The sequence below is a fragment of the Polynucleobacter sp. HIN7 genome, assembly GCF_030297595.1.
GTDB lineage: Bacteria > Pseudomonadota > Gammaproteobacteria > Burkholderiales > Burkholderiaceae > Polynucleobacter.
In genome coordinates, this window is sequence record NZ_AP028138.1 from 1,245,631 (window position 1) to 1,265,310 (window position 19,680).

The 19,680-nt window shown below is 48.9% G+C and carries 18 protein-coding genes; 8 read left to right on the forward strand and 10 right to left on the reverse strand.

Annotated elements, in window-relative coordinates; all coding sequences use genetic code 11:
• Nucleotides 1-6: 6 nt before the first annotated feature.
• Complete coding sequence (locus QUE64_RS06520) at nucleotides 7-1,812, reverse strand: extracellular solute-binding protein (RefSeq protein ID WP_286225032.1); 1,806 nt, start codon at nucleotides 1,810-1,812, stop codon at nucleotides 7-9.
• A gap of 132 nt (nucleotides 1,813-1,944) precedes the next feature.
• Here QUE64_RS06520 and fabI point away from each other — a divergent pair, with 132 nt between their 5' ends.
• The 6 genes from fabI (at nucleotide 1,945) to QUE64_RS06550 (ending at nucleotide 8,286) form a co-directional block, all read left to right on the forward strand.
• A complete protein-coding gene (gene fabI, locus QUE64_RS06525) occupies nucleotides 1,945-2,730 on the forward strand; it encodes an enoyl-ACP reductase FabI (protein ID WP_286225033.1) in 786 nt (261 codons plus the stop codon).
• A gap of 2 nt (nucleotides 2,731-2,732) precedes the next feature.
• A complete protein-coding gene (chrA, locus tag QUE64_RS06530) occupies nucleotides 2,733-4,085 on the forward strand; it encodes a chromate efflux transporter (RefSeq protein ID WP_286226191.1) in 1,353 nt (450 codons plus the stop codon).
• Between the two features lie 44 nt (nucleotides 4,086-4,129).
• Nucleotides 4,130-5,005 (forward strand): HTD2 family dehydratase, encoded by an 876-nt coding sequence (locus QUE64_RS06535; RefSeq protein WP_286225034.1) that lies wholly within the window; start codon nucleotides 4,130-4,132, stop codon nucleotides 5,003-5,005.
• A gap of 2 nt (nucleotides 5,006-5,007) precedes the next feature.
• Nucleotides 5,008-6,381, forward strand: coding sequence for an MmgE/PrpD family protein (locus QUE64_RS06540; protein WP_286225035.1), 1,374 nt, complete (start codon nucleotides 5,008-5,010; stop codon nucleotides 6,379-6,381).
• An 11-nt stretch (nucleotides 6,382-6,392) separates the two neighbouring features.
• Complete coding sequence (locus QUE64_RS06545; protein WP_286225036.1) at nucleotides 6,393-7,238, forward strand: HpcH/HpaI aldolase/citrate lyase family protein; 846 nt, start codon at nucleotides 6,393-6,395, stop codon at nucleotides 7,236-7,238.
• Nucleotides 7,239-7,299: 61 nt separating this feature from the next.
• Nucleotides 7,300-8,286 (forward strand): Bug family tripartite tricarboxylate transporter substrate binding protein, encoded by a 987-nt coding sequence (locus QUE64_RS06550; RefSeq protein WP_286223273.1) that lies wholly within the window; start codon nucleotides 7,300-7,302, stop codon nucleotides 8,284-8,286.
• Nucleotides 8,287-8,343: 57 nt separating this feature from the next.
• On the opposite strand, the gene QUE64_RS06555 is transcribed toward QUE64_RS06550, so the two are convergent.
• Genes QUE64_RS06555 through QUE64_RS06565 form a run of 3 tightly spaced genes read right to left on the reverse strand, consistent with a single transcriptional unit; the run spans nucleotide 8,344 to nucleotide 11,980 of the window.
• Nucleotides 8,344-9,021: a hypothetical protein gene (locus QUE64_RS06555; protein WP_286225037.1), complete on the reverse strand. Its 678-nt coding sequence runs from the start codon at nucleotides 9,019-9,021 to the stop codon at nucleotides 8,344-8,346.
• Nucleotides 9,018-10,292 carry an exo-alpha-sialidase gene (locus QUE64_RS06560; protein WP_286225038.1) on the reverse strand — a complete coding sequence of 425 codons (1,275 nt, stop codon included), beginning with the start codon at nucleotides 10,290-10,292 and terminating at the stop codon, nucleotides 9,018-9,020. Before QUE64_RS06560 ends, QUE64_RS06555 begins: the two co-directional genes overlap by 4 nt.
• Nucleotides 10,283-11,980 (reverse strand): ArnT family glycosyltransferase, encoded by a 1,698-nt coding sequence (locus QUE64_RS06565; RefSeq protein WP_286225039.1) that lies wholly within the window; start codon nucleotides 11,978-11,980, stop codon nucleotides 10,283-10,285. The genes QUE64_RS06560 and QUE64_RS06565 overlap by 10 nt, the downstream gene beginning before the upstream one ends.
• A 220-nt stretch (nucleotides 11,981-12,200) precedes the next feature.
• Here QUE64_RS06565 and QUE64_RS06570 point away from each other — a divergent pair, with 220 nt between their 5' ends.
• A complete protein-coding gene (locus tag QUE64_RS06570) occupies nucleotides 12,201-12,539 on the forward strand; it encodes a c-type cytochrome (protein ID WP_286223277.1) in 339 nt (112 codons plus the stop codon).
• 14 nt (nucleotides 12,540-12,553) lie between these two features.
• Nucleotides 12,554-13,831 (forward strand): NAD(P)/FAD-dependent oxidoreductase, encoded by a 1,278-nt coding sequence (locus QUE64_RS06575; RefSeq protein WP_286223278.1) that lies wholly within the window; start codon nucleotides 12,554-12,556, stop codon nucleotides 13,829-13,831.
• Nucleotides 13,832-13,879: 48 nt separating this feature from the next.
• On the opposite strand, the gene QUE64_RS06580 is transcribed toward QUE64_RS06575, so the two are convergent.
• Genes QUE64_RS06580 through acsF form a run of 6 tightly spaced genes read right to left on the reverse strand, consistent with a single transcriptional unit; the run spans nucleotide 13,880 to nucleotide 19,676 of the window.
• A complete protein-coding gene (locus tag QUE64_RS06580; RefSeq protein WP_286223279.1) occupies nucleotides 13,880-14,377 on the reverse strand; it encodes a TspO/MBR family protein in 498 nt (165 codons plus the stop codon).
• A complete protein-coding gene (locus QUE64_RS06585) occupies nucleotides 14,374-15,579 on the reverse strand; it encodes a geranylgeranyl diphosphate reductase (protein ID WP_286225040.1) in 1,206 nt (401 codons plus the stop codon). Before QUE64_RS06585 ends, QUE64_RS06580 begins: the two co-directional genes overlap by 4 nt.
• Complete coding sequence (locus tag QUE64_RS06590; RefSeq protein WP_286223281.1) at nucleotides 15,576-16,934, reverse strand: BCD family MFS transporter; 1,359 nt, start codon at nucleotides 16,932-16,934, stop codon at nucleotides 15,576-15,578. The genes QUE64_RS06585 and QUE64_RS06590 overlap by 4 nt, the downstream gene beginning before the upstream one ends.
• Nucleotide 16,935: 1 nt before the next feature.
• Nucleotides 16,936-17,844, reverse strand: a complete 909-nt coding sequence (chlG, locus tag QUE64_RS06595; protein ID WP_286225041.1) for a chlorophyll synthase ChlG — start codon at nucleotides 17,842-17,844, stop codon at nucleotides 16,936-16,938.
• A complete protein-coding gene (gene puhE / locus QUE64_RS06600; RefSeq protein WP_286225042.1) occupies nucleotides 17,820-18,581 on the reverse strand; it encodes a putative photosynthetic complex assembly protein PuhE in 762 nt (253 codons plus the stop codon). Before puhE ends, chlG begins: the two co-directional genes overlap by 25 nt.
• A 6-nt stretch (nucleotides 18,582-18,587) precedes the next feature.
• A complete protein-coding gene (gene acsF, locus QUE64_RS06605; RefSeq protein WP_286223284.1) occupies nucleotides 18,588-19,676 on the reverse strand; it encodes a magnesium-protoporphyrin IX monomethyl ester (oxidative) cyclase in 1,089 nt (362 codons plus the stop codon).
• Between the last annotated feature and the right edge of the window lie 4 nt (nucleotides 19,677-19,680).

Genomic DNA, 19,680 nt, shown 5'->3' on the forward strand with positions numbered 1-19,680 from the left:
CGGAGCTCATTTGCGCGCCTCCTGTAACCACCAGGTTGACAAAATCCATGATTCGGCTGAGTAATACAAGGGCGGATTGGGGTAGCCCATTTCTTTACGGTATGCAATGCGATGGGTTGGGCTGTACCAATGCGGCACTACATAGTAGCTATTCCACAGCACACGATCGAGCGAACGGGTTGCAGCTTGCAACTGCTCTCTCGTTTCAGCCCGCACAATCGCATCAATCAATGCATCCACGACCGGTGATTGCACGCCAATGACATTATCAGAACCTCTCTCCTTGGCTGCTGCACTTCCATAACGATCGTAGAGCTCGTTCCCTGGGCTTTGAGTGTCGGGAAAGCGAATGGTGGTCATATCAAAATCATAGTCATCCATGCGTTTTTGATGAAGTGCAAAGTCGCTAGTGCGAATATCTACCTTAATCCCTAACTTCTCCAGATTACGTACATAGGCGGTCAGAATCCGCAAAAAGAATGGGCCATCTTCGACGATTTCAAATCGGAATACCTCCCCTTTTGCGTTACGAAGTGCGCCATCGCGATAGGTCCACCCAGCTTCTGCCAATAGCTCTTTCGCCTTGCGAAGATTGCTACGCAAACTACTGGGCGGTGTGGTACTCGGTGCTGGCGGCATTGCCCCAAACACCGCCTCGGGTACAAATTGAGGGTACTTCGCCTGTAAGGGTTTTAGGAGTTTGAGTTCAGCGGCGGTGGGCACGGTCTCACCCTGGTAGTTAGCACTCAAATCACTGTTCTGAAAATAACTTTCAATCCGACTGTATTGATCGTAGAAGAGTTGGCGATTGAGCCATTCGAAATCCAATGCATATCCAAGAGCTTTGCGAACTCGTACATCCTGAAAAATAGGACGACGCAAGTTCATCGCAAAACCCTGCATTCCAGCACCGTTGTGATTGGGAAACGCTTTTTTAATCAGAGTGCCATTATTAAATTTGGGCCCCACATAACTCTTCGCCCAATTTTTTGCGCGGTACTCGACGAGCGCATCAAACTCACCCGCCTTAAATGCCTCTAAGCGCACTGCATCATCGCTATAGAGTTTGTAGACAATCCGATCAAAGTTAAAGAATCCCACCCGCACATTCACCTTATTGCCCCAGTAGTTCGGGTTACGCTTGTAGATCATCGACTTACCTGCGCGATAGGACTCAATTAAGTAAGGGCCGCTACCAATTGGATGTTCAAAGGTGATCTTGTCAAAGGGAGTATGACTGCCGTCGGCTTTCTTGCCCCAGTTCTTAGAAAAAACAGGTATACCGCCGACCATCAAAGGTAACTCGCTATTGCGGGTCTTAAAGTCAAACCGAATCACGCGCTCCGATACCACCACCGCCTGTTTGACATCGGCGTAAATTGTGCGGTATTGCGGATTGGCAAGTTTACTCATGAGCGTATCAAAACTGTGTTTGACATCGTCAGCCAAAATCGGACTGCCATCGGAGAACTGCGCCTCAGGTCTTAAACGAAAGGTCACCGACATCTGATCTGGCGCTACTTTTATATCTTCGGCGATTAAGCCGTAGACACTCGAGACCTCATCTGCACTGCTCACCGCCAATGACTCAAACATCAAAGCACCGATACCAGGGGCAGTCACACCCCGCAAGGTGAACGGGTTGAACTTATCAAAACTGGTGCGGCGGTCTGGATTGGGTAGCGTGAGTGTTCCACCGCGTGGCGCATTCGGATTGACATAGTCAAAATGGGCAAAACCATCGGCATATTTGGGTTTGCCATATTGCGCGATGCCCTGAGCGGCCTCGACTCCCAGAGGGAAAATGAGCATTGAGCACAGTAGCGTGATCAAAAGAGACCGCCAATACGCCCCAAACTGGCTTGGCAATGATCGCAGGGGTAATTGGCTTAGCATATGCAACAATTGTAGATAGCAAATCAATTTTGAAGTAAAGGACTCATCATGGCTTATTTAAGCGGTAAACGCATCCTCATTACCGGACTCCTCTCCAACCGCTCAATCGCCTATGGCATTGCTAAGGCCTGCCACCGCGAGGGTGCAGAACTGGCATTTACTTATGTGGGTGAGCGCTTTAAAGACCGCATTACGGAATTTGCTAAAGAATTCAATAGCTCACTCATTTTTGATTGCGATGTCGGTAGCGACGAACAGATCCATGCTCTGTTTGAAGATCTTGGAAAATCCTGGCCCCAATTTGACGGGTTTGTCCATTCAATTGGATTTGCCCCCCGCGAGGCAATTGCTGGCGATTTTCTGGAGGGTTTGAGTCGGGAAGCATTCAAGATTGCTCACGATATCTCAGCGTATAGCTTTCCAGCAATGGCAAAAGAAGCACTGCCCATGTTAAGCCCGAATGCCGCCCTTCTTACCCTAACTTATTTAGGTTCAATGCGTAACGTTCCCAACTACAACACCATGGGGCTAGCCAAAGCATCCCTCGAGGCATCGGTTCGATATTTAGCAGGCTCACTGGGACCCAAAGGCATTCGGGTCAATGGTATTTCAGCTGGTCCGATTAAAACTCTGGCCGCCTCGGGCATTAAAGGGTTTGGAAAAATTCTAGATGCGGTTGAAAAAACGGCTCCTCTGCGACGCAATGTGACAGTGGATGATGTTGGTAATGCTGCCTCATTCTTGCTATCCGACTTAGCTAGCGGTATTACCGCTGAGATTATTTATGTCGACAACGGCTTTAGCCAAGTGGTTGGTGGCATGGATGAGGTTTAGAAATCACTTCCTCAGATCAATCTCAGCCACAAATACCGCTACGAGAGGCATTAGCGTACTGGCTCAAGCTCGGGTTTATTAGTTTTGGCGGGCCGACCGCTCAGATTGCCATGATGCATGATGAACTGGTCGAGAAAAAACGTTGGATCTCCGAGCGTCGTTTTTTGCATGCCCTTAATTACTGCATGCTGCTACCTGGCCCAGAGGCTCAGCAATTAGCTACTTATTTAGGTTGGCTGATGCATCGAACCTGGGGTGGCATTCTGGCGGGCACCTTATTTATTCTGCCCTCGCTCTTGATTCTGATTGCGCTCTCATGGATTTATCTGGGGTTTGGTCAAACCCCTTTGATTGCTGCACTGTTTGAGGGAATCAAACCGGCAGTGACCGCGATTGTGATCGTGGCGGTCATCCGCATTGCAAAACGCAGTATTCGTCACGCCATACTGGCCTGGCTTGCCTTCCTATCCTTTATCGCCATCTTTGTTTTTAATGTTCCATTCCCACTCATTATTGTGAGCGCAGGACTCTTTGGATTTTGGTTAGGTCAACGCCACCCATCTCTTTTCGCGCATCAGGCCCACACACCATCTCATCGTAGTAACTCTGGTATTCAAGCTCTCATTGATGATCACACCCCAACGCCAGAGCATGCTCGCCATAATGCAAGTCGTCTTTATCGACATTTAAGCATTGGGGTTTTGTTGTGGCTCATCCCACTAGTCGTTTTGATTCTGATTGAGGGTTGGAAATCGCTCTATCCACAATTGGCTTGGTTTTTTACCAAAGCAGCATTCCTAACCTTTGGGGGCGCGTATGCAGTCCTGCCTTACGTCTTTCAAGGTGCTGTCGAACATTACCAATGGTTAACAGCCCCACAAATGATGGATGGCTTGGCCTTGGGCGAGACCAAACCAGGGCCGCTCATCATGGTGGTTGCTTTTGTGGGCTTCCTGGCAGGGTTTGCTAATGACACGGTCTTGGGTGGCCTCGGTTTTTGGGGAGGAGTACTGGGGGCTTGCGTGGCGACCTGGTTTACCTTCCTACCGTCTTTCTTATTTATTTTTCTAGGCGCCCCTTTGATTGAATCAACCCACGGTAATTTACGCTTTACTGCACCACTCACCGCGATCAGCGCAGCAGTGGTTGGTGTGATTGCCAACCTTGGGGTGTTCTTTGCCTATCAGGTATTTTTTCCGAAGGGCTTCTCGGGTGGCTTATCGATATTTGCACTTCTCATTTGTTTGGCGTCTTTAGTTCTGATGCTACGACTCCAATGGGGTGTCATTCGTACCTTAGGTCTAGCGGGACTTTTGGGTATTCTGTTTGCTGCCAATGGTGGGCTGTTTTCCTAGATATTGATCGATAAGCCTGATGCCAAACTTGGCATAATGGTGTCATGAGAATCGACGAAGCCACACTATCCCATCTCCAAGAGTGGATTGGTAAATCCGAGCGTTATCCAGATCAAGTGACCGCCGCACCTTACCGCGCTCTTTCTGCAACCCTCGACCGTAATGATCCTGAGCCAAAACCGGGTATCTTTTTGCCAGAGCTATGGCACTGGTTGTATTTCTTACCTCATCCTCAACAGTCCGAAATTGGTCCGGATGGTCATGCCAAGCGCGGCGGCTTCTTACCACCCGTGCCACTACCACGTCGCATGTGGGCCGGTGGTCGACTGCGTTGGGTGGGTGAACTCCAAATTGGGGATGCGATCGAGCGCGTATCCACGATTAAGTCGGTCACTCACAAATCAGGGCGTACCGGTGATTTGCTGTTTGTCCTGGTTGAACATCAAATCTCCAATCAAAAAGGGCTTGCTTTAACTGAAGAGCATGACATTGTGTACCGAGCAGCCCCAAGTCCTGATGAGAAACCACCAGCTCCAACACCCGCCCCTCGCGATGCGCAGTGGACCAAGGTGATTAATCCCGATCCAGTTCTTTTGTTTCGTTACTCCGCACTCACTTTTAATGGACACCGCATTCATTACGACCGCAGTTATGTCACCCAAGAGGAAGGTTACCCAGGCTTGATCGTGCACGGTCCCTTGATCGCCACGCTCTTAGTGGATCTGGTTAGAGAACATCACCCTGGCAGAAAGCTGCAATCCTTTGAGTTCAGAGCGATTCGTCCAACTTTTGACATCCATCGCATGAAAGTGAATGCCGCGTTAGATGGTGATGATCCGAGCGGTCAAACCTTGCGGGTCTGGGCAGAAGATCATGAGGGTTGGCTAACGATGCAAGCCAAAGCAGTATTGAGCAAATAGCGATGACGACTCATTACTCTGCTGAACTTGCGTGCTTTGCAAGCCAATTGCAATTTGAAGACATTCCCGAAGATGTCATTTCACGGGCGGAAGATTTATTAGTCGATTGGTTTGCTTCTGCGATTGGCGGCAAAGGTGCAAAACCAATTGAGATCATTACGCAATTTGCCCAATCGATGGGACCAGTCTCGCAACCTGCGGTTGCCGGATCCGCAGAAATCATTGTATCGCGCTCGATATCGAGTCCATTTCTTGCGTGCTTAGCCAATGCCGCAGCATCGCATGTCGTTGAACAAGACGATGTTCATAACGGCTCGGTCTTTCATCCAGGAACCATCGTATTTCCAGCGGCATTAGCGCTTGCGCAGGCCAAACAACTGAGTGGCCGTGAGTTCTTAACCGCTGCTGTGGTTGGCTACGAGGTCGGCATTAGAGTCGGTGAGTTCTTGGGCCGCTCCCACTACAAAATTTTTCATACTACGGGAACCGCTGGTACCTTAGCGGCTGCCGCAACTGTTAGTCGTTTGCTCAAATTGAGTCCGGAGCAAATGCTGCATGCCTTTGGTTCGGCTGGTACGCAATCGGCTGGCCTTTGGGAGTTCTTGCGTGATGCTGCGGATTCCAAGCAGCTGCATACTGCGCATGCCAGCGCCACTGGCCTGATGTCCGCCTACTTGGCACAAGCCGGATTTACTGGTGCCCAGAAAATACTCGAGGGCGTTCAAGGTCTTGCAGCAGGCACATCAACCGATGCCAATCCTGAAAAATTAATTGATCGACTAGGCTCGCGTTGGTGTTTGGCGGAGACCTCGTTCAAATATCATGCCTCGTGTCGTCATACTCATCCCGCAGCAGATGCTTTATTGCAAGTGATTCAAAAACACGCTGTGCAGATGAATGAGATTGACCGCATCGAGACCCTGGTCCATCAGGGCGCGATCGATGTTCTTGGGCCCGCTAGTGAGGCAACTACCTTACATCAGTCCAAATTTTCAATGGGCACGGTTCTAGCGCTAATTTGTAAATATCAATTTGCCGGTCTCGATGAGTTCACTAAACACTTTCATGATCCCGAGATTCGTGCCCTACGTAATCGGGTGAGTATGGTTTTAGATCCCGAGGTTGATCAAGCTTATCCGCAGCGCTGGATTGGTAAGGTCAAGGTCTATCTTAAAAATGGTCGCATTTATGAAGGTCGCGTCGATGAGCCTAAAGGTGATCCAGGCAATACGCTATCGCGAGCGGAAATCCAAGAAAAAGCCCTACGTTTGGCTGCGTTTAGTGGTGGTGCTACCGAACCTGAAATGCGCAAAGCTATCGCATTGCTATTTGATGTTCGTCAGGCAAGTGCTGTCCCGTTTATTTTTTCAAAATAAGGATTGCTGTCATGAACCTCCCCCACTTAACACTTAGTGATGCATGTTGCTTCTTGTTTGTTCCAGCGAATCAACCGGAGCGCTACAGCAAAGCATTTGCTAGTGGGGCACAAGGCGTCATTATTGATTTAGAGGATGCCGTTGGTCTAGACGACAAGCCCAAAGCGCGCGAACTACTCAAACAACATTGGTCATCGATTTCAGACTCTGATAAAGAGCGGCTGGTGGTCCGCTGTAATGCACCAGGTTCGCCGTTTTATGCAGCGGATTTGGTATTACTCAAAGAGTTGCAAGCACCATGCCTGATGATCCCCAAAACGGAGACGCGCGATCATATCAATGGCGCTGCCGAAGAGCTCCCCAACACCGCATTCATTCCCATGATCGAGACCCCACTTGGTCTACATCATTTAAATGACATCGCAAGTTCGCAGCAGGTCTTACGGCTTGCGCTGGGTAACTTTGATATGCAAGTCGAGCTTGGCATCAGCTGCGATGAGAATGAAACGGAACTAGATACCGCCAGATTTATGATGACTTTGGCCTCAAAATTAGCGCAGATAGCCCCACCAATCGATGGGGTTACTCAATCGACGACCGATACAGCACTCATTTTTGCACATGCACAAAAAGCTAGACGCTTTGGCTTTGGCGCCAAGTTATGCATTCATCCGAAGCAAATACCTGTTGTGAAACAAGCGTTTACCCCCACTCCCCAAGAGATCGACTGGGCCCAACGGGTGATTGCGGCAGATCAAGCCTCTGGGGGGCAAGCCGCCAAGGTGGATGGCAAGATGATTGATCGGCCAGTTGTCATGTTAGCGCGCCGCATCCTAAGTTTGGCTGGTAATCCCTAGGTTTGCCGCCACAAAACCATGGCAAAATGGCGTTTGCTTTATCCCTAACGGAGACTTTTGAATGAACTTGAAAAAACCTTTGAATGCATTACTTGCTGCGGTGATGGGTGCTGGTGTGTTGTTAAGCGGCACTGCAAACGCACAAAAATACCCTGATAAACCAATTAGCCTCGTGGTCCCATTTGCTGCTGGCGGCCCAACCGACACCATTGCTCGTCTATTGGCAACCCAAATGAGTAAATCCTTGGGTCAATCGGTTGTCGTTGAAAACGTTCCTGGTGCAGGTGGTACTGTTGCTTCTGCAAAAGTTGCTAAATCCAAGCCCGATGGTTACACCATTTACATCCATCACATGGGCATGGCTACTGCTCAAGCTCTATACGACAAGCTTCCCTATGACCCCCTCAAAGACTTTGAGTACATCGGTCAAGTTGCTGACGTACCAATGGTGCTCTTAGGTAGCAAAAACTTCCCACCTAACAACTTCAAAGAGCTTGAGGCCTACATTCGCGCTAATAAAGACAAAGTGACCATGGCCAATGCGGGTCCTGGCGCCGTATCTCAATTGTGCGGATTGATTTTTCAGAGCCGTTTGGGTGTGCGCGTGACAACCGTTCCTTACAAAGGTACAGGCCCAGCCTTGACTGACTTAGTTGGTGGTCAAGTTAACATTTTGTGCGACCAGACCACCCAAACCATTCCGTTCATTAAAGACGGCAAGGTGAAGGTCTATGGCGTAACCACTCCTAAGCGTCTTTCCGCCCTCCCCAATGTTCCAACCTTGGATGAGCAAGGCATGAAAGGCTTTGATGTGAAGGTATGGCATGGTATTTATGCTCCGCTTGGCACACCAAAACCAGTTCTCGAGAAACTTAATGCTGCTCTCAAGAAGGCGTTGACCGATCCTGATCTGAAGGCTCGCTTGGATTCCTCGAATATTGATATCGTTCCCGTTGCGAAGCAAAACGGTGAGTCGCTGAAAGCTCACTTGGATGCCGAGATCAACCGTTGGGGTCCGATCATTCGTAAAGCCAACATTCCTGATTAATTTGTTGGACTTTCAATGATTCCAAGGCCGGTGCAAACCGGCCTTTTTATTTGGGCATTAGCCAAACATCCGACCGCGTTTGCGACGCGCCATCAGACTTGCATCGATGCCCCATCCATCCAGATCATTTTGTTTGGGTCTACCCCAAATCACCCATCGAATACTTAATCCAATTGCCCAGGCAGCGAGAAACGGATCTAAGAGGTAATCCCATAAATTATTCGACTCATGCCAGTGAATGGACCAAGCAATCACGGCAATCGATAACATCAGAGCTTCCCAGGAGTGCTTGGCAAAGAAATAAATTGCGGCGATCAACAAAACAGTTCCTGCAAAAACGCTAGAGTGGTAACCCCAAGCGTAGGGGTCAAAAAAGGTAAGTCCCAAAGCAAATGGATAAAACAGGATAGCTATCACTGCAATCAGTATTGGGGTCACGCTTGCGATTCGAAATGCACTCCATCCACTCCATGTAAATAAGATTAGCAACAGACTCAAAATACTCAAATCGCCGGTCACGCCACGAATGTAAGCCGCAAACGGTAAGTTCCAAGGTGCACCAATTGCAGCGAATGGGGCCAATAAAACGAGTGATGCAATGGTGACAAAGAACAAGCCCGCAATCAAGCCATGAGCCTTATTGAGTATGGAGCGAACTAGATGTAAGCAAATAATGCTCGTCACAAGACTGATCTCGATGAGCGGCAGCTGATGAATGAGGGTAGCCAAGGTCATGGGGTTTGATCCGTTTCTGCTTTTACATGCTGGAGATACAACTGTAAGTTACCAGCATCCCAAAGAATAGACTTAATTCGCTTGCGATTCCAGGTATAGACCAGCAAGACTTGGCCTTGTTGATTCAGACTCATATAGGGATAGGAAAACTCTTCCTTGGGATTGGTCATTGAGGCCGTCTCATCCTCAAGCACGGCAATCGTCTTCCATGGAGAGTAGTTGCTCTTAGCTGGCTGGCTACTATCTGCTTGTGTCTGGCCGGACCATGACGCGGCGAGGACCAAGCGATGACGTCCGTGTTCTAAATCATTAAAGACCATCAAACGAGTTCGATCCGATAGCTCCACTCCAGTGATGGCTGCATTCGGATTGGGTAGACCTAAGTCAGGCGCTAACTCCCAACGCTCACCAGCGCTAGTGGTGTAGCTCACCGGAATTTGCTTGGCGCCCGTTCGACGAGCTTGACGAAAATAAGCGCTCGCATGCTGGGCATCATCAATAAAGACAATGGGTTGCAAAGTGCCGCGGCCCGAGGTCATGCGTCGTTTATCAAGCATTTGACCGGTCGGATCAAGCCGCAATAACTCTCCGTATTTACCAATCCACTCGTGATAGACCGGCATTCCCATGGTGCCGTCCGCAAACAAAAATCCAGAACCCTTCACTAGGGTACTGAGGTTAATTAAGGGTGTAGTGATGAGACGTTTTGGGCCAGTCCAAGTCAATCCATCATCATCCGAATGCATCACACTGATGGAGCTACCAGCCCAACCGCCGATCGATACCGCTACCACATAAAGTTGTAATTGCCCATTGATATTGCGCATGGGCACAGGATTACCAAGCTTGGCAATGTATCGTCCGAGACTTGCTTGCGCGCCCTCTCGATCGAGGACCACGCTCGCTGGACCCCATTGCTTGTTTGTTGAATCCCACACCGCACTCTGAATCACCACATCGGCCGCGCCCTCTCGCGAACCAGCAAACCAAAACGCACGCCAGTTTCCGTCTTTTAATGGAATGACACTTGCCGCATGCACCGAGGGTCTTGTGGTATCAGGTAACCACTCCGCTAAGCCCTGCAATGTGGGCGCATTAACGATGGTCTTCGTTTTCGATGGGCTTGGAATGGACGATAGGATTGGATCGGTATTGGTTAACTCGGTAGGAACTTGAAAATCAGCCCAAGCCGGATGATCGTCCAACTGAAAATACGCCATTGCGATCGCAACCACTAAGAATACAAATGCCAACACCCGCATCATCGACATGCATCTTTCTCGGTGGAGGTATCTTTACCGATATTGAATGGGGCAAACACGATGTACTCTTTCACAAAGAGATTGTCGCTCACTTGGCCCAACAGCATCGCCTTAATCTCATCAGACGAGTGTCGAGCACGCATCTCAAGGCGCTCACCAATGACCTCACAATCAGGGCATGGGGCAAACTTGGTATTCACCGGGGCCTGAACTGCAAAATAGGCATAGCGATTAGCCAACTGGGTGAGATTTTTAGCCTCGCTCGCGGGATAGCCCTTAATTTCAGCGCCTGGAATCAAAAAGCGATACTCCTCGTCTTTAGCTCGAAAGTCGCAAGGGAACCACACCGTTTTACCTTGGAGTGCGGTAATGGTTTTGGTATCAAACCGCCCTGCCACGCCATCAAGCGGCATGATGCTACTACTTAAACTCAGCATCGTGAGAAAACAAGCCAGTAATGTTGCTGTCTTGGTAAAACGGGTCTGAACTAGCCCAGCTAGAACGATGCCGATTGCACCAAGCAGTAAGAACCAATGCCATACGGGATAGGACCAAAGATAGATGTTCCAAGAGAGCCATGCCAAAGCCACCAAGACAATGCCCTGTAATACCAAGCCAATCCATAAGGTCCAGCGATTGAGTTGCTGCCAATGAATAGCCAGTAAGATCGCAATCGCTGGCATGATCGGTAGCAGATATCGGCCTGAGCGCTGACTTGGAAGAGAAAAGATAATGAAGAACACTGCGATCCAAATCCATAGTAACTTCTCTTCGGTGCTCATTGGCTTGCGATCACGGATTGCCAGATAAAAGAGGTTGAATACCGCGAATGTTAAAAATCCGGCATTAGCTACTCCCGTCACTAAGAGCATGCCTACACTATCACCACCCCAGACGAAGTCTTTTAAATAACTCGTATTTCTGGCTGCGAACTTACCTGCATTTTCACCAATCACGAACTCATTCCAGATCGCCAGCGGGTCCGGATCCAACACAAACCACAGTGCAAATAAGCCTAATGCAATCAGGCCAATCGAGATCACTTTGAGGAGGTCGCGCTGGATGCACTCCATCACCCGACGATCGCGCCATTGCCAGTACCACAGGGATAATACGAGGCAGGCAGGAACAATGTAGGCCACCGATTTATAAAGCAATGCGCAACCAAAGGCAAAGCCCGTGATTAATGGGAATAAGAATCTAGAGTCAGCCAGTCTTTTGCCAACGATGAGTAACAGAAAAAATGGAAGGGAGAGCCAAAAGATCTCTGGGGGCTCGGCCAGGTAGGGGCGCCCATAGCGATAGGTATTAAAAAAGGCAAGCCAAATAACCCCTGCCAATACTCCAGCCGAGAGATTTTTACTCATTGCGACTGCACTCAACACAATTAGGAGGGTAGTAAGTGCGGTGTACACCAAACTGGGCCAGCGCAAATTAAATAGCGACCATGCATTGCCATGCTCGCTTGAGAGCATGCCCTGCCAGAACAACAATGGCGGCTTGGTATTTTTAATACCGATCATTTCTGATTGCAGCGGCAACCATGCATCGGATGCATTGGTCATGCGGACAATATGGGTATAAGGGTATTCATCGCCATTCTTGGGAGCAAAGCGACTATCAACCCCATACAGATAAGTAATGCATGCTAGAACGAGCCCAAACAGAATCGACGGAATAGAAATGGGCGTTTGCATAGTCGCTAGTTTATTAGTCTGGCGTATAGGCCTCTTCATTTCCCAAATAGATTTGCACAAAACCTAGGGAAAACCTTAATCCCAGGGGATCCCTTGGGTTATATCATTATGACTAATAAGTATTGAATTCGTGAGACATTCTTTTAAATATTGCCCATCAATCATTTAATATCACTAAAGCTTTTTGTTGTTCGCATTAAAACCAATGGAGATTATTAAAATGCACTTTCCATCTGCACGTCAGCTCAAGCTCGTAGGGCTTAGCATTGGCACCACAGGTTTGCTGACCTTTAGCGGTATTGCCGCGAGTCAGACCAGTCCAGCTAATATCAATCAACTTTCCTTGGCAGCTACTTGTGCTAATTGCCACGGCACCAATGGCGTTGGCGTACCCAATGCAGGGATGCCACAAATTAATCATTTAACGCCCGATGCGATGTTCACCCAACTCAAGGCCTTCAAGAGCGGCGCCAGAACTGGCACCATCATGCATCAGTTGGCCAAAGGCTATACCGATGAGCAACTTCAAACCATTTCCAATGTACTTGGCAAAAAATAATTGAGGATAAAAAAATGGATCGTCGTCACTTTCTAGGTGTTAGTTCAGCTGCTTCTCTCGGCGTATTAGCCGGTTGCGCAAGCAGTCCTCCTGTCAATATCAGTAAAGCCAATGTGGTCGTGGTTGGGGGTGGCTATGGTGGAGCAACCGCTGCCAAGTATGTGCGGATGTTCTCAAACAATACCGCCCAAGTTACCTTAATTGAACCCAATCCTGAGTTCATTTCTTGCCCACTCTCCAATCTCGTGATTGGAGGCCATACCACCATCTCGAATATCTCAACCCCCTATGACAACTTGACGAAGCGTCACGGCATTAAGGTTGTGAAGGATATGGTGGCCGCCATTGATCCAAAGCAAAAGACTATTCGTCTTGCCTCCGGCGGCTCAATGAAGTATGACAAGCTAATCCTGTCACCTGGCATTGGTCTCATGATGGATACCATCAAAGGCTTAGATAAGGCCAACCAAGAAGGGGTTACGGTTCAGGCATGGAAAGCTGGTGCTGAAACCGTCCTGCTTCGCAAACAACTGGAGTCTATGAAAGATGGTGGCGTCTACGCAATCTCCATCCCAATGGCACCCTATCGCTGCCCTCCTGGGCCTTATGAGCGGGCCTGCCAAGTGGCCAGTTACTTTAAGCAATTTAAGCCCAAGTCCAAGGTATTGATCTTGGATGCGAATGATGATGTGACCTCCAAGGGCGGTCTATTTAAGAAAGCTTGGGCATCGATGTATCCCGGCATGATTGAATACCGCCCCAAGCACAACGTGGTTGAGGTTGATAGCAAAACAAGGACTCTCAAATTTGATGTACAAAACGATGTTAAGGCTGATGTATTGAATGTTCTACCCCTCATGCGTGCAGGTGATATTGCGGTGAAGACCGGCATTGCCAACTCGAATGCCCGTTGGGTCAATGTGAACTACATCAACTTTGAATCCACTGCCGCCAAAGATATTCATGTTCTTGGTGATTCGATTCAGATTGCGCCAGCAATGCCTAAATCAGGCCACATGGCGAACTCGCATGCGAAGGTTGCAGCAGCAGCTGTGGTTGCTGAGCTCGGCGGCTTTGAGATTAATCAAGCACCTGTACTCACCAACACCTGTTATAGCTTCGTCAATGCAGACGAGGTGGTCCACGTTGCTAGCGTCCACCAGTACGATGCTAAAGATAAGACCTTCAAGACTGTTCCTGGGTCTGGTGGCTTATCGTCCGAACCCACCAAACTTGAGGGTGTTTATGCCTGGGGTTGGGCTCGTAATATTTGGGCGGATAGCTTGGGTTAATAAGTACCCTGCCCCGAGAAAAGCCAAGCGCAATGCTTGGCTTTTTTATTAACCCCGACCAAATGGGCCGTTTAATTGAATCGTGGTCCAGTTCAAAAGCATGGCCACCGAGACCCAAGCCAAGTATGGCAATACTAAGAGGCTAGAGATCGGCGAATACGAACGGGTGGCCAGCACAATCGCTAATACAGAAAGCCATAACCCAACCGCCTCAATCAGAGCCCAGTCCGGTCGTTCCATCCGAAAATACAACACGCTCCAGATGAAATTAAATAAGCCATTCACAATAAAGAGAATGACCAACATGCGAATGGTCTCTTGATTAGGAGCTCGGTGATAGGCCATCACAAAAGCGATGCCCGCAAGAATAAAGATAGTCGACCACATGGGACCAAATACCCAATCGGGTGGTTTCCAGGCGGGCTGCTGAAGACTTTTGTACCACTCACCGATATCGGTAGCCCAGGCCCCAGCCAATGCGAGCACTAAACCCCAAACAACAGCAAAAATGATCGGCTTATAGTGTGCAAACCACTCCGCACTCATACCTTAGCCATACCCAATAGGTGGGCCATGTCTTTAAAGAAGATTTTGATGTGGGCCATGGGGTCTTTGCGGACTAATTTCTTATGCATGTACGACTCAAAAGTTAGACGTTGAACGTCTTTATCTTCGCACATTTTGACAAAACGCTCACGCCGCTTATCGTTGCCGTACCAAAAACGTTGCATGATCCCAAGTACCAAAAAGACGGTACCGTGCTCTTTCATGAAACGCTTACGTGCTTGGGCTAGTGCTTTGACATTTCCTGTCACCAATAACTCATGCACCGATTCTGCGGCTAGGCGGCCACCCACCATGGCGTAATAGATCCCCTCTCCGGAGGCGGGAGCAACGACTCCAGCGGCATCGCCAGCTAAAATCACATCCCGATTGTTATCCCATTTTTTAAGTGGCTTCATCGGTAACGGTGCACCTTCATGACGAAGAAGCTCGGTGTTCTCTAAATTGGTCAATTTCTTTAATTGGCCAACGGCACCACGCAATGAAAACCCTTTGTCAGCACTGCCGGTCCCAATGCTCATGGTATTGCCATGAGGAAAGATCCAACCATAGAAGTCAGGGGATAGCGTCCCTTGATAAAACACGTCGCAACGCGATCCGTCATAACCTTGAGGAGGTGCCTCGGGTACTCGAACAATCTCATGGTAGGCAAACACATAGTCCACATCTTTGGCCCCAGGGATGGCTTGACGCCCGACTCCTGATTTCGCGCCATCAGCACCAATAATCGCCTTCGCTCGGACTGCGCCGGTCTTCTCTGGCTCAGATCGATTCGTTGAGTGAATCCGATAGTGAACAATTGCAGTGCCATCGGTATCGCGTGTAATCTTCTCAAAAATACCAGTGCGACGCCTAGCGCCATCATTGGCTGCTCGGACTCGAAGCCATTCATCGAATTGATCGCGATCGACCATTCCCACAAAGCCACCCTCAATCGGAATATCCACTTGATTATTTTTGGGAGAGATCATGCGGGCCGAGCGGGCTTTAGCCACCAATAACTCATCGGGAATCTCAAAGTCTTTAATCAGACGGGGTGGGATTGCACCACCACAGGGTTTGATACGCCCTGCACGATCGAGTAATAAGACGGTATGCCCCATTTTGGCAAGATCGCCCGCAGCAGTCGCCCCCGCGGGCCCGCCACCAACGACCACTGCATCAAAGGTTTCTAGGGTACTCATGATGATCCTCCATGGGAAATAAGCTGACGAGGGATTGATGATTCAATCGACTGGGACTTGGTAATTCGTTCAATTGGTCGGATATAAAAGGACAAGATGGCAGCAGCCATAAATAAAATGGCTTCAATGAAAAACACACTCGCGTAGGCGGTCACTGGGTCGCCTAATAAATAACGCGCAAGATCACTCGCTCCAGTTCCTAAAATACCACCCAGACCAAAGGCAATCGCTTGCGCTGCGCCCCAAACTCCCATTCGCACACCTTCGCGACGCTCCTTGCCCATGCCAGCAAATTGCATCATGGAGCCAATCGCAGCGATTGAAAACGCACCGTTGGATACGCCCAATATAAATACCGTGCTAAAGAATGGCCAACCTGGGCCCACTAATCCAGACATCACCAAACTCAACATGGCGAGTGACGAGGCGATACAACCGCCTACCGTCCACATCCGCAAGGACGATAAGTTGGGATTCTTACTTCTACTCGTAACAAATCCACACAAAAGCATCCCGCAAAGCACGCCTGCATGCTGAAGGCCTGATAGGCTTGTCGTTTCTCCAGGCGTTAAACCAAACGCAGTACCTGCAAATGGCTCTAAGATCAAATCTTGTGAGCTATATGCCAACATCGAAATGAAGACGAATACGGTAAAGCGGCGCACCCGGGACTCTTGCCACACTTCGGCTAAGGCCTCTTTAAAGCGCAGCTTGGGTTCATTGGCGTTTTGTGCCGCTTGCGCCAATGATTTAGGCTCAAGCCCATGCAGCGCAATGAAGCTGATGACTAAGGCCAAACACGACACCCCAAGCGACACCATGATGAGGCGTTCAAAAGAAAATGGGTCGAGCAGTTTTCCGCTAATTCCTGCGGTCATGGCAAAGCCAAAGATCATCATCAGCCAAACACAACTTGCGGCCGCGGCTTTACGTTTCTCATCCACGCGTTTTGCCAGGAGTACCAGTAAGGCAGTACCGCTTGCACTCACTCCCAAGCCAATCATCATGAAGGCAATAAAAGCAAGACCAATGCCCCAACTGACATCACGACTCATGAGAGCGACAGCACTTGCTGCTAACACACCCCCACTCGCCAGAACTAACATCCCACCCTGAATCCAGGGCGTTGAACGACCGCTGCGATCCGACCCAAAACCCATACGGGGTCGGATAAATTGCACCAGATAGTGCATCGCCACTAGCAATCCAGGTAATAAAGCAGGAAGCGCGAGTTCAATGACCATCACTCGGTTCAAAACCGATGTGGTTAATACCACCACCGCACCCAAGGAGGCTTGCACCAGACCTAAGCGAGCGATTCCAAACCAATTGAGGGTGGTCGTATGTGACGTCATCTTATCGACCTACTGCAAAGGCACTGACCATCATGCCGCTCACAAATAATGGGACACCAAAACCGCTTAGGAATAAAGCGCGCTTTACGGGGTCCTCCAAGAAATACTTCATCATGAGCAATTGCGCAATGATTAAGACCAGGATCGCCAATGCATGAAATGAACTGCCATGCCAATACAAGAATCCAACCACTAGATATTGCGGGATGATCATCATCAAGCAGGCATTCCAAGCCGCTCCGTTGATACCCAATTGCACTGGTAATGAACGCACACCCATTTGGCGATCACCCTCAATCGACTTAAAGTCATTTAAGGTCATGATGCCGTGTGCGCCAATGCTATAAAGCAAGGCTAAGATGATCGATGCGGTTGAGGGAAACACGTCCCCCAACATCACCGCGGAACCGGTGAACCATGCAAGACCTTCATACGATAAGCCGCAAGCTGCATTGCCCCACCAACCATTTTGTTTGAGGCGTAACGGTGGCGCACTATAAGCCCAAGCTAAGAATAGGCCAATTAAGGTAGCAACAAATGCCCAAGGACTTATCCACCAACCCACTAGAAGCGATAATCCAGTCCAAAGAATGGCAATGTACAGACCCCAACGTCCAGGCATACGTCCCGATGGAATCGGACGATTGGGCTCATTAATCGCATCCACATGTCGATCAAACCAGTCATTGATCGCCTGACTAGTGGCACACACCATCGGACCAGCTAGCAATACACCAGCGAGTAATATCTGCCAACGCTCGGTGATGGCGACACCAGTTGCAATCACTCCGCAGGCAAATGCCCACATGGGTGGAAACCACGTAATGGGCTTGAGCAACTCCAGAATTGCAAATGGAGTTGGCCAAGACCGTTGCGAAGTTTGGTTTAAGACCGAAGTCCCCATTTCCATAATCCGTCAGTTGAAAATGGTAGGACCATCATGATGTGCTCCAAGATGGCAAGCGAGAGTAAGGTCGCCAAAATGGTCGAGGACGCAATTTGATATGCATTGGCATTAATGGCAAACGCATGCTGCCAAAGTGGTAAGGCCACTAAACCTGCCAAGAGAATTGAAATCGGTAATAAGGGGTTCATAGACCGCTTGGTAAAGTAGCTATGCATGTATTGCAGATGCACAGGCAAGAACTTCTCATTTAGATTCAATACCCCTAAAAACACATTGAGCTTGGCGCTTTGCCGCATCGCCCAGAGGATGAGAAAGGTCCATAAACCGACTAAATTACTGCCACCCCATGTAGCGACCGCAACAGCAATTCCGAGAATGATGAGAGCCAACTCATGATGCGAGATGGTCTGAAACGCATAAATCGCTTTGCGTACACCCCTGCAATCGGGCGGGCATGGGCTTCGGCGCGAGCCAGTCACATACCCTAATAAGAATCCAATCTCTTGCCAAGCCCAAACCAATAAAGCGCACGTAAACCCGCAATACGCTCCAGCCACTGTATTGAGATTAGCACTGGTCTTTAGGCCCACTAAAGCAAACAGCAAAACCATGCCGCTCATCCAAAAGGTCGCCTGATGGGTTGAACGCGGACGTTGATTGAGTAACAAAATGATTCCGGTGCCAAACCACCATAAGAAGATGGTGTAGAGCATTGGAAAAAGAAAGCTACTCAGACTCATCGTTCGTTACCAACTAGGGACCAAGCGGACATTACGGGGTAGCTCATGGTTGTGTACGGGTAAGAAATAGGCGCGGGCAAAGACTAGACCAGCACGCACCCCTAAGAGCGGCACCATCACTTTTGCTATGAAACCTCCGCGGGCTTTATACACATCCATTTTTTGGAATAAGGCCAGCATGCGGTTCATGCACTCATAAAAACGGGGGTCATCTAAGTTCAGGGAGATGGGGAATACTTGTTTGGTAATCTCATTGGTAATTCGCAAGACCTTTTTGTCATAGTCAGTGGGTGAAATTTGCATCGCTTTATACAACTGTGGTCGTGAATGATCACGGACATACATCGTGCTGTAGACCGCTAAGCAGAAGAACCGAATCCAATACTTATTGAGCCCCGTTAATAAGTGGGGGTTGGCGCGCATAATTAATGCAAACGCTTCGCCATGGCGAAACTCGTCGTTACACCATCTCTCAAACCACAAGAAGATCGGATGAAAACGGAGTTCTGGTTTTTTCTCAAGCTCTCGAAAGATCGTAATGTACCTGGCATACCCAATCTTCTCTGAAAGGTAGGTCGCATAGTAAATAAATTTGGGCTTGAAATACGTGTATTTTTTAGCCTTCGCTAAGAAACCAAGATCAATTCCGATATCAAAATCTTTTAACCACTGATTAATAAAGCCAGCATGGCGCGACTCATCTCGCGCCATATAGCCATAGAGCAATTTCATATCCTCATTCTTGACCTTACGCTTGATCTCGGCATACAAAATGCATCCTGAGAACTCCGAGGTAATCGAGCTAATCAAGAAATCAACAAACTCGTCATAGAGCTCCGGATCCACATTGGAATAGTTCTTGCTCATATCAGCAGGCCGCTGAAAGTGATCAGAATTAATATCGGCTGCAAACTCAGCCATTAGAACATTCCACTCCGAGCGCAATGCATCAATATTAGTCCGATCCACTTCGGCAAAGTCGGTGGTGTAAAAACGCGGACTCAACATGGCATCTTGCAATGCCTTCTTCGTTGAATCATTAATTTGCGGGGTCGCCGGAATCTGGTCTCGTAATAGGCTTTCTGCGGATTCCATCTAG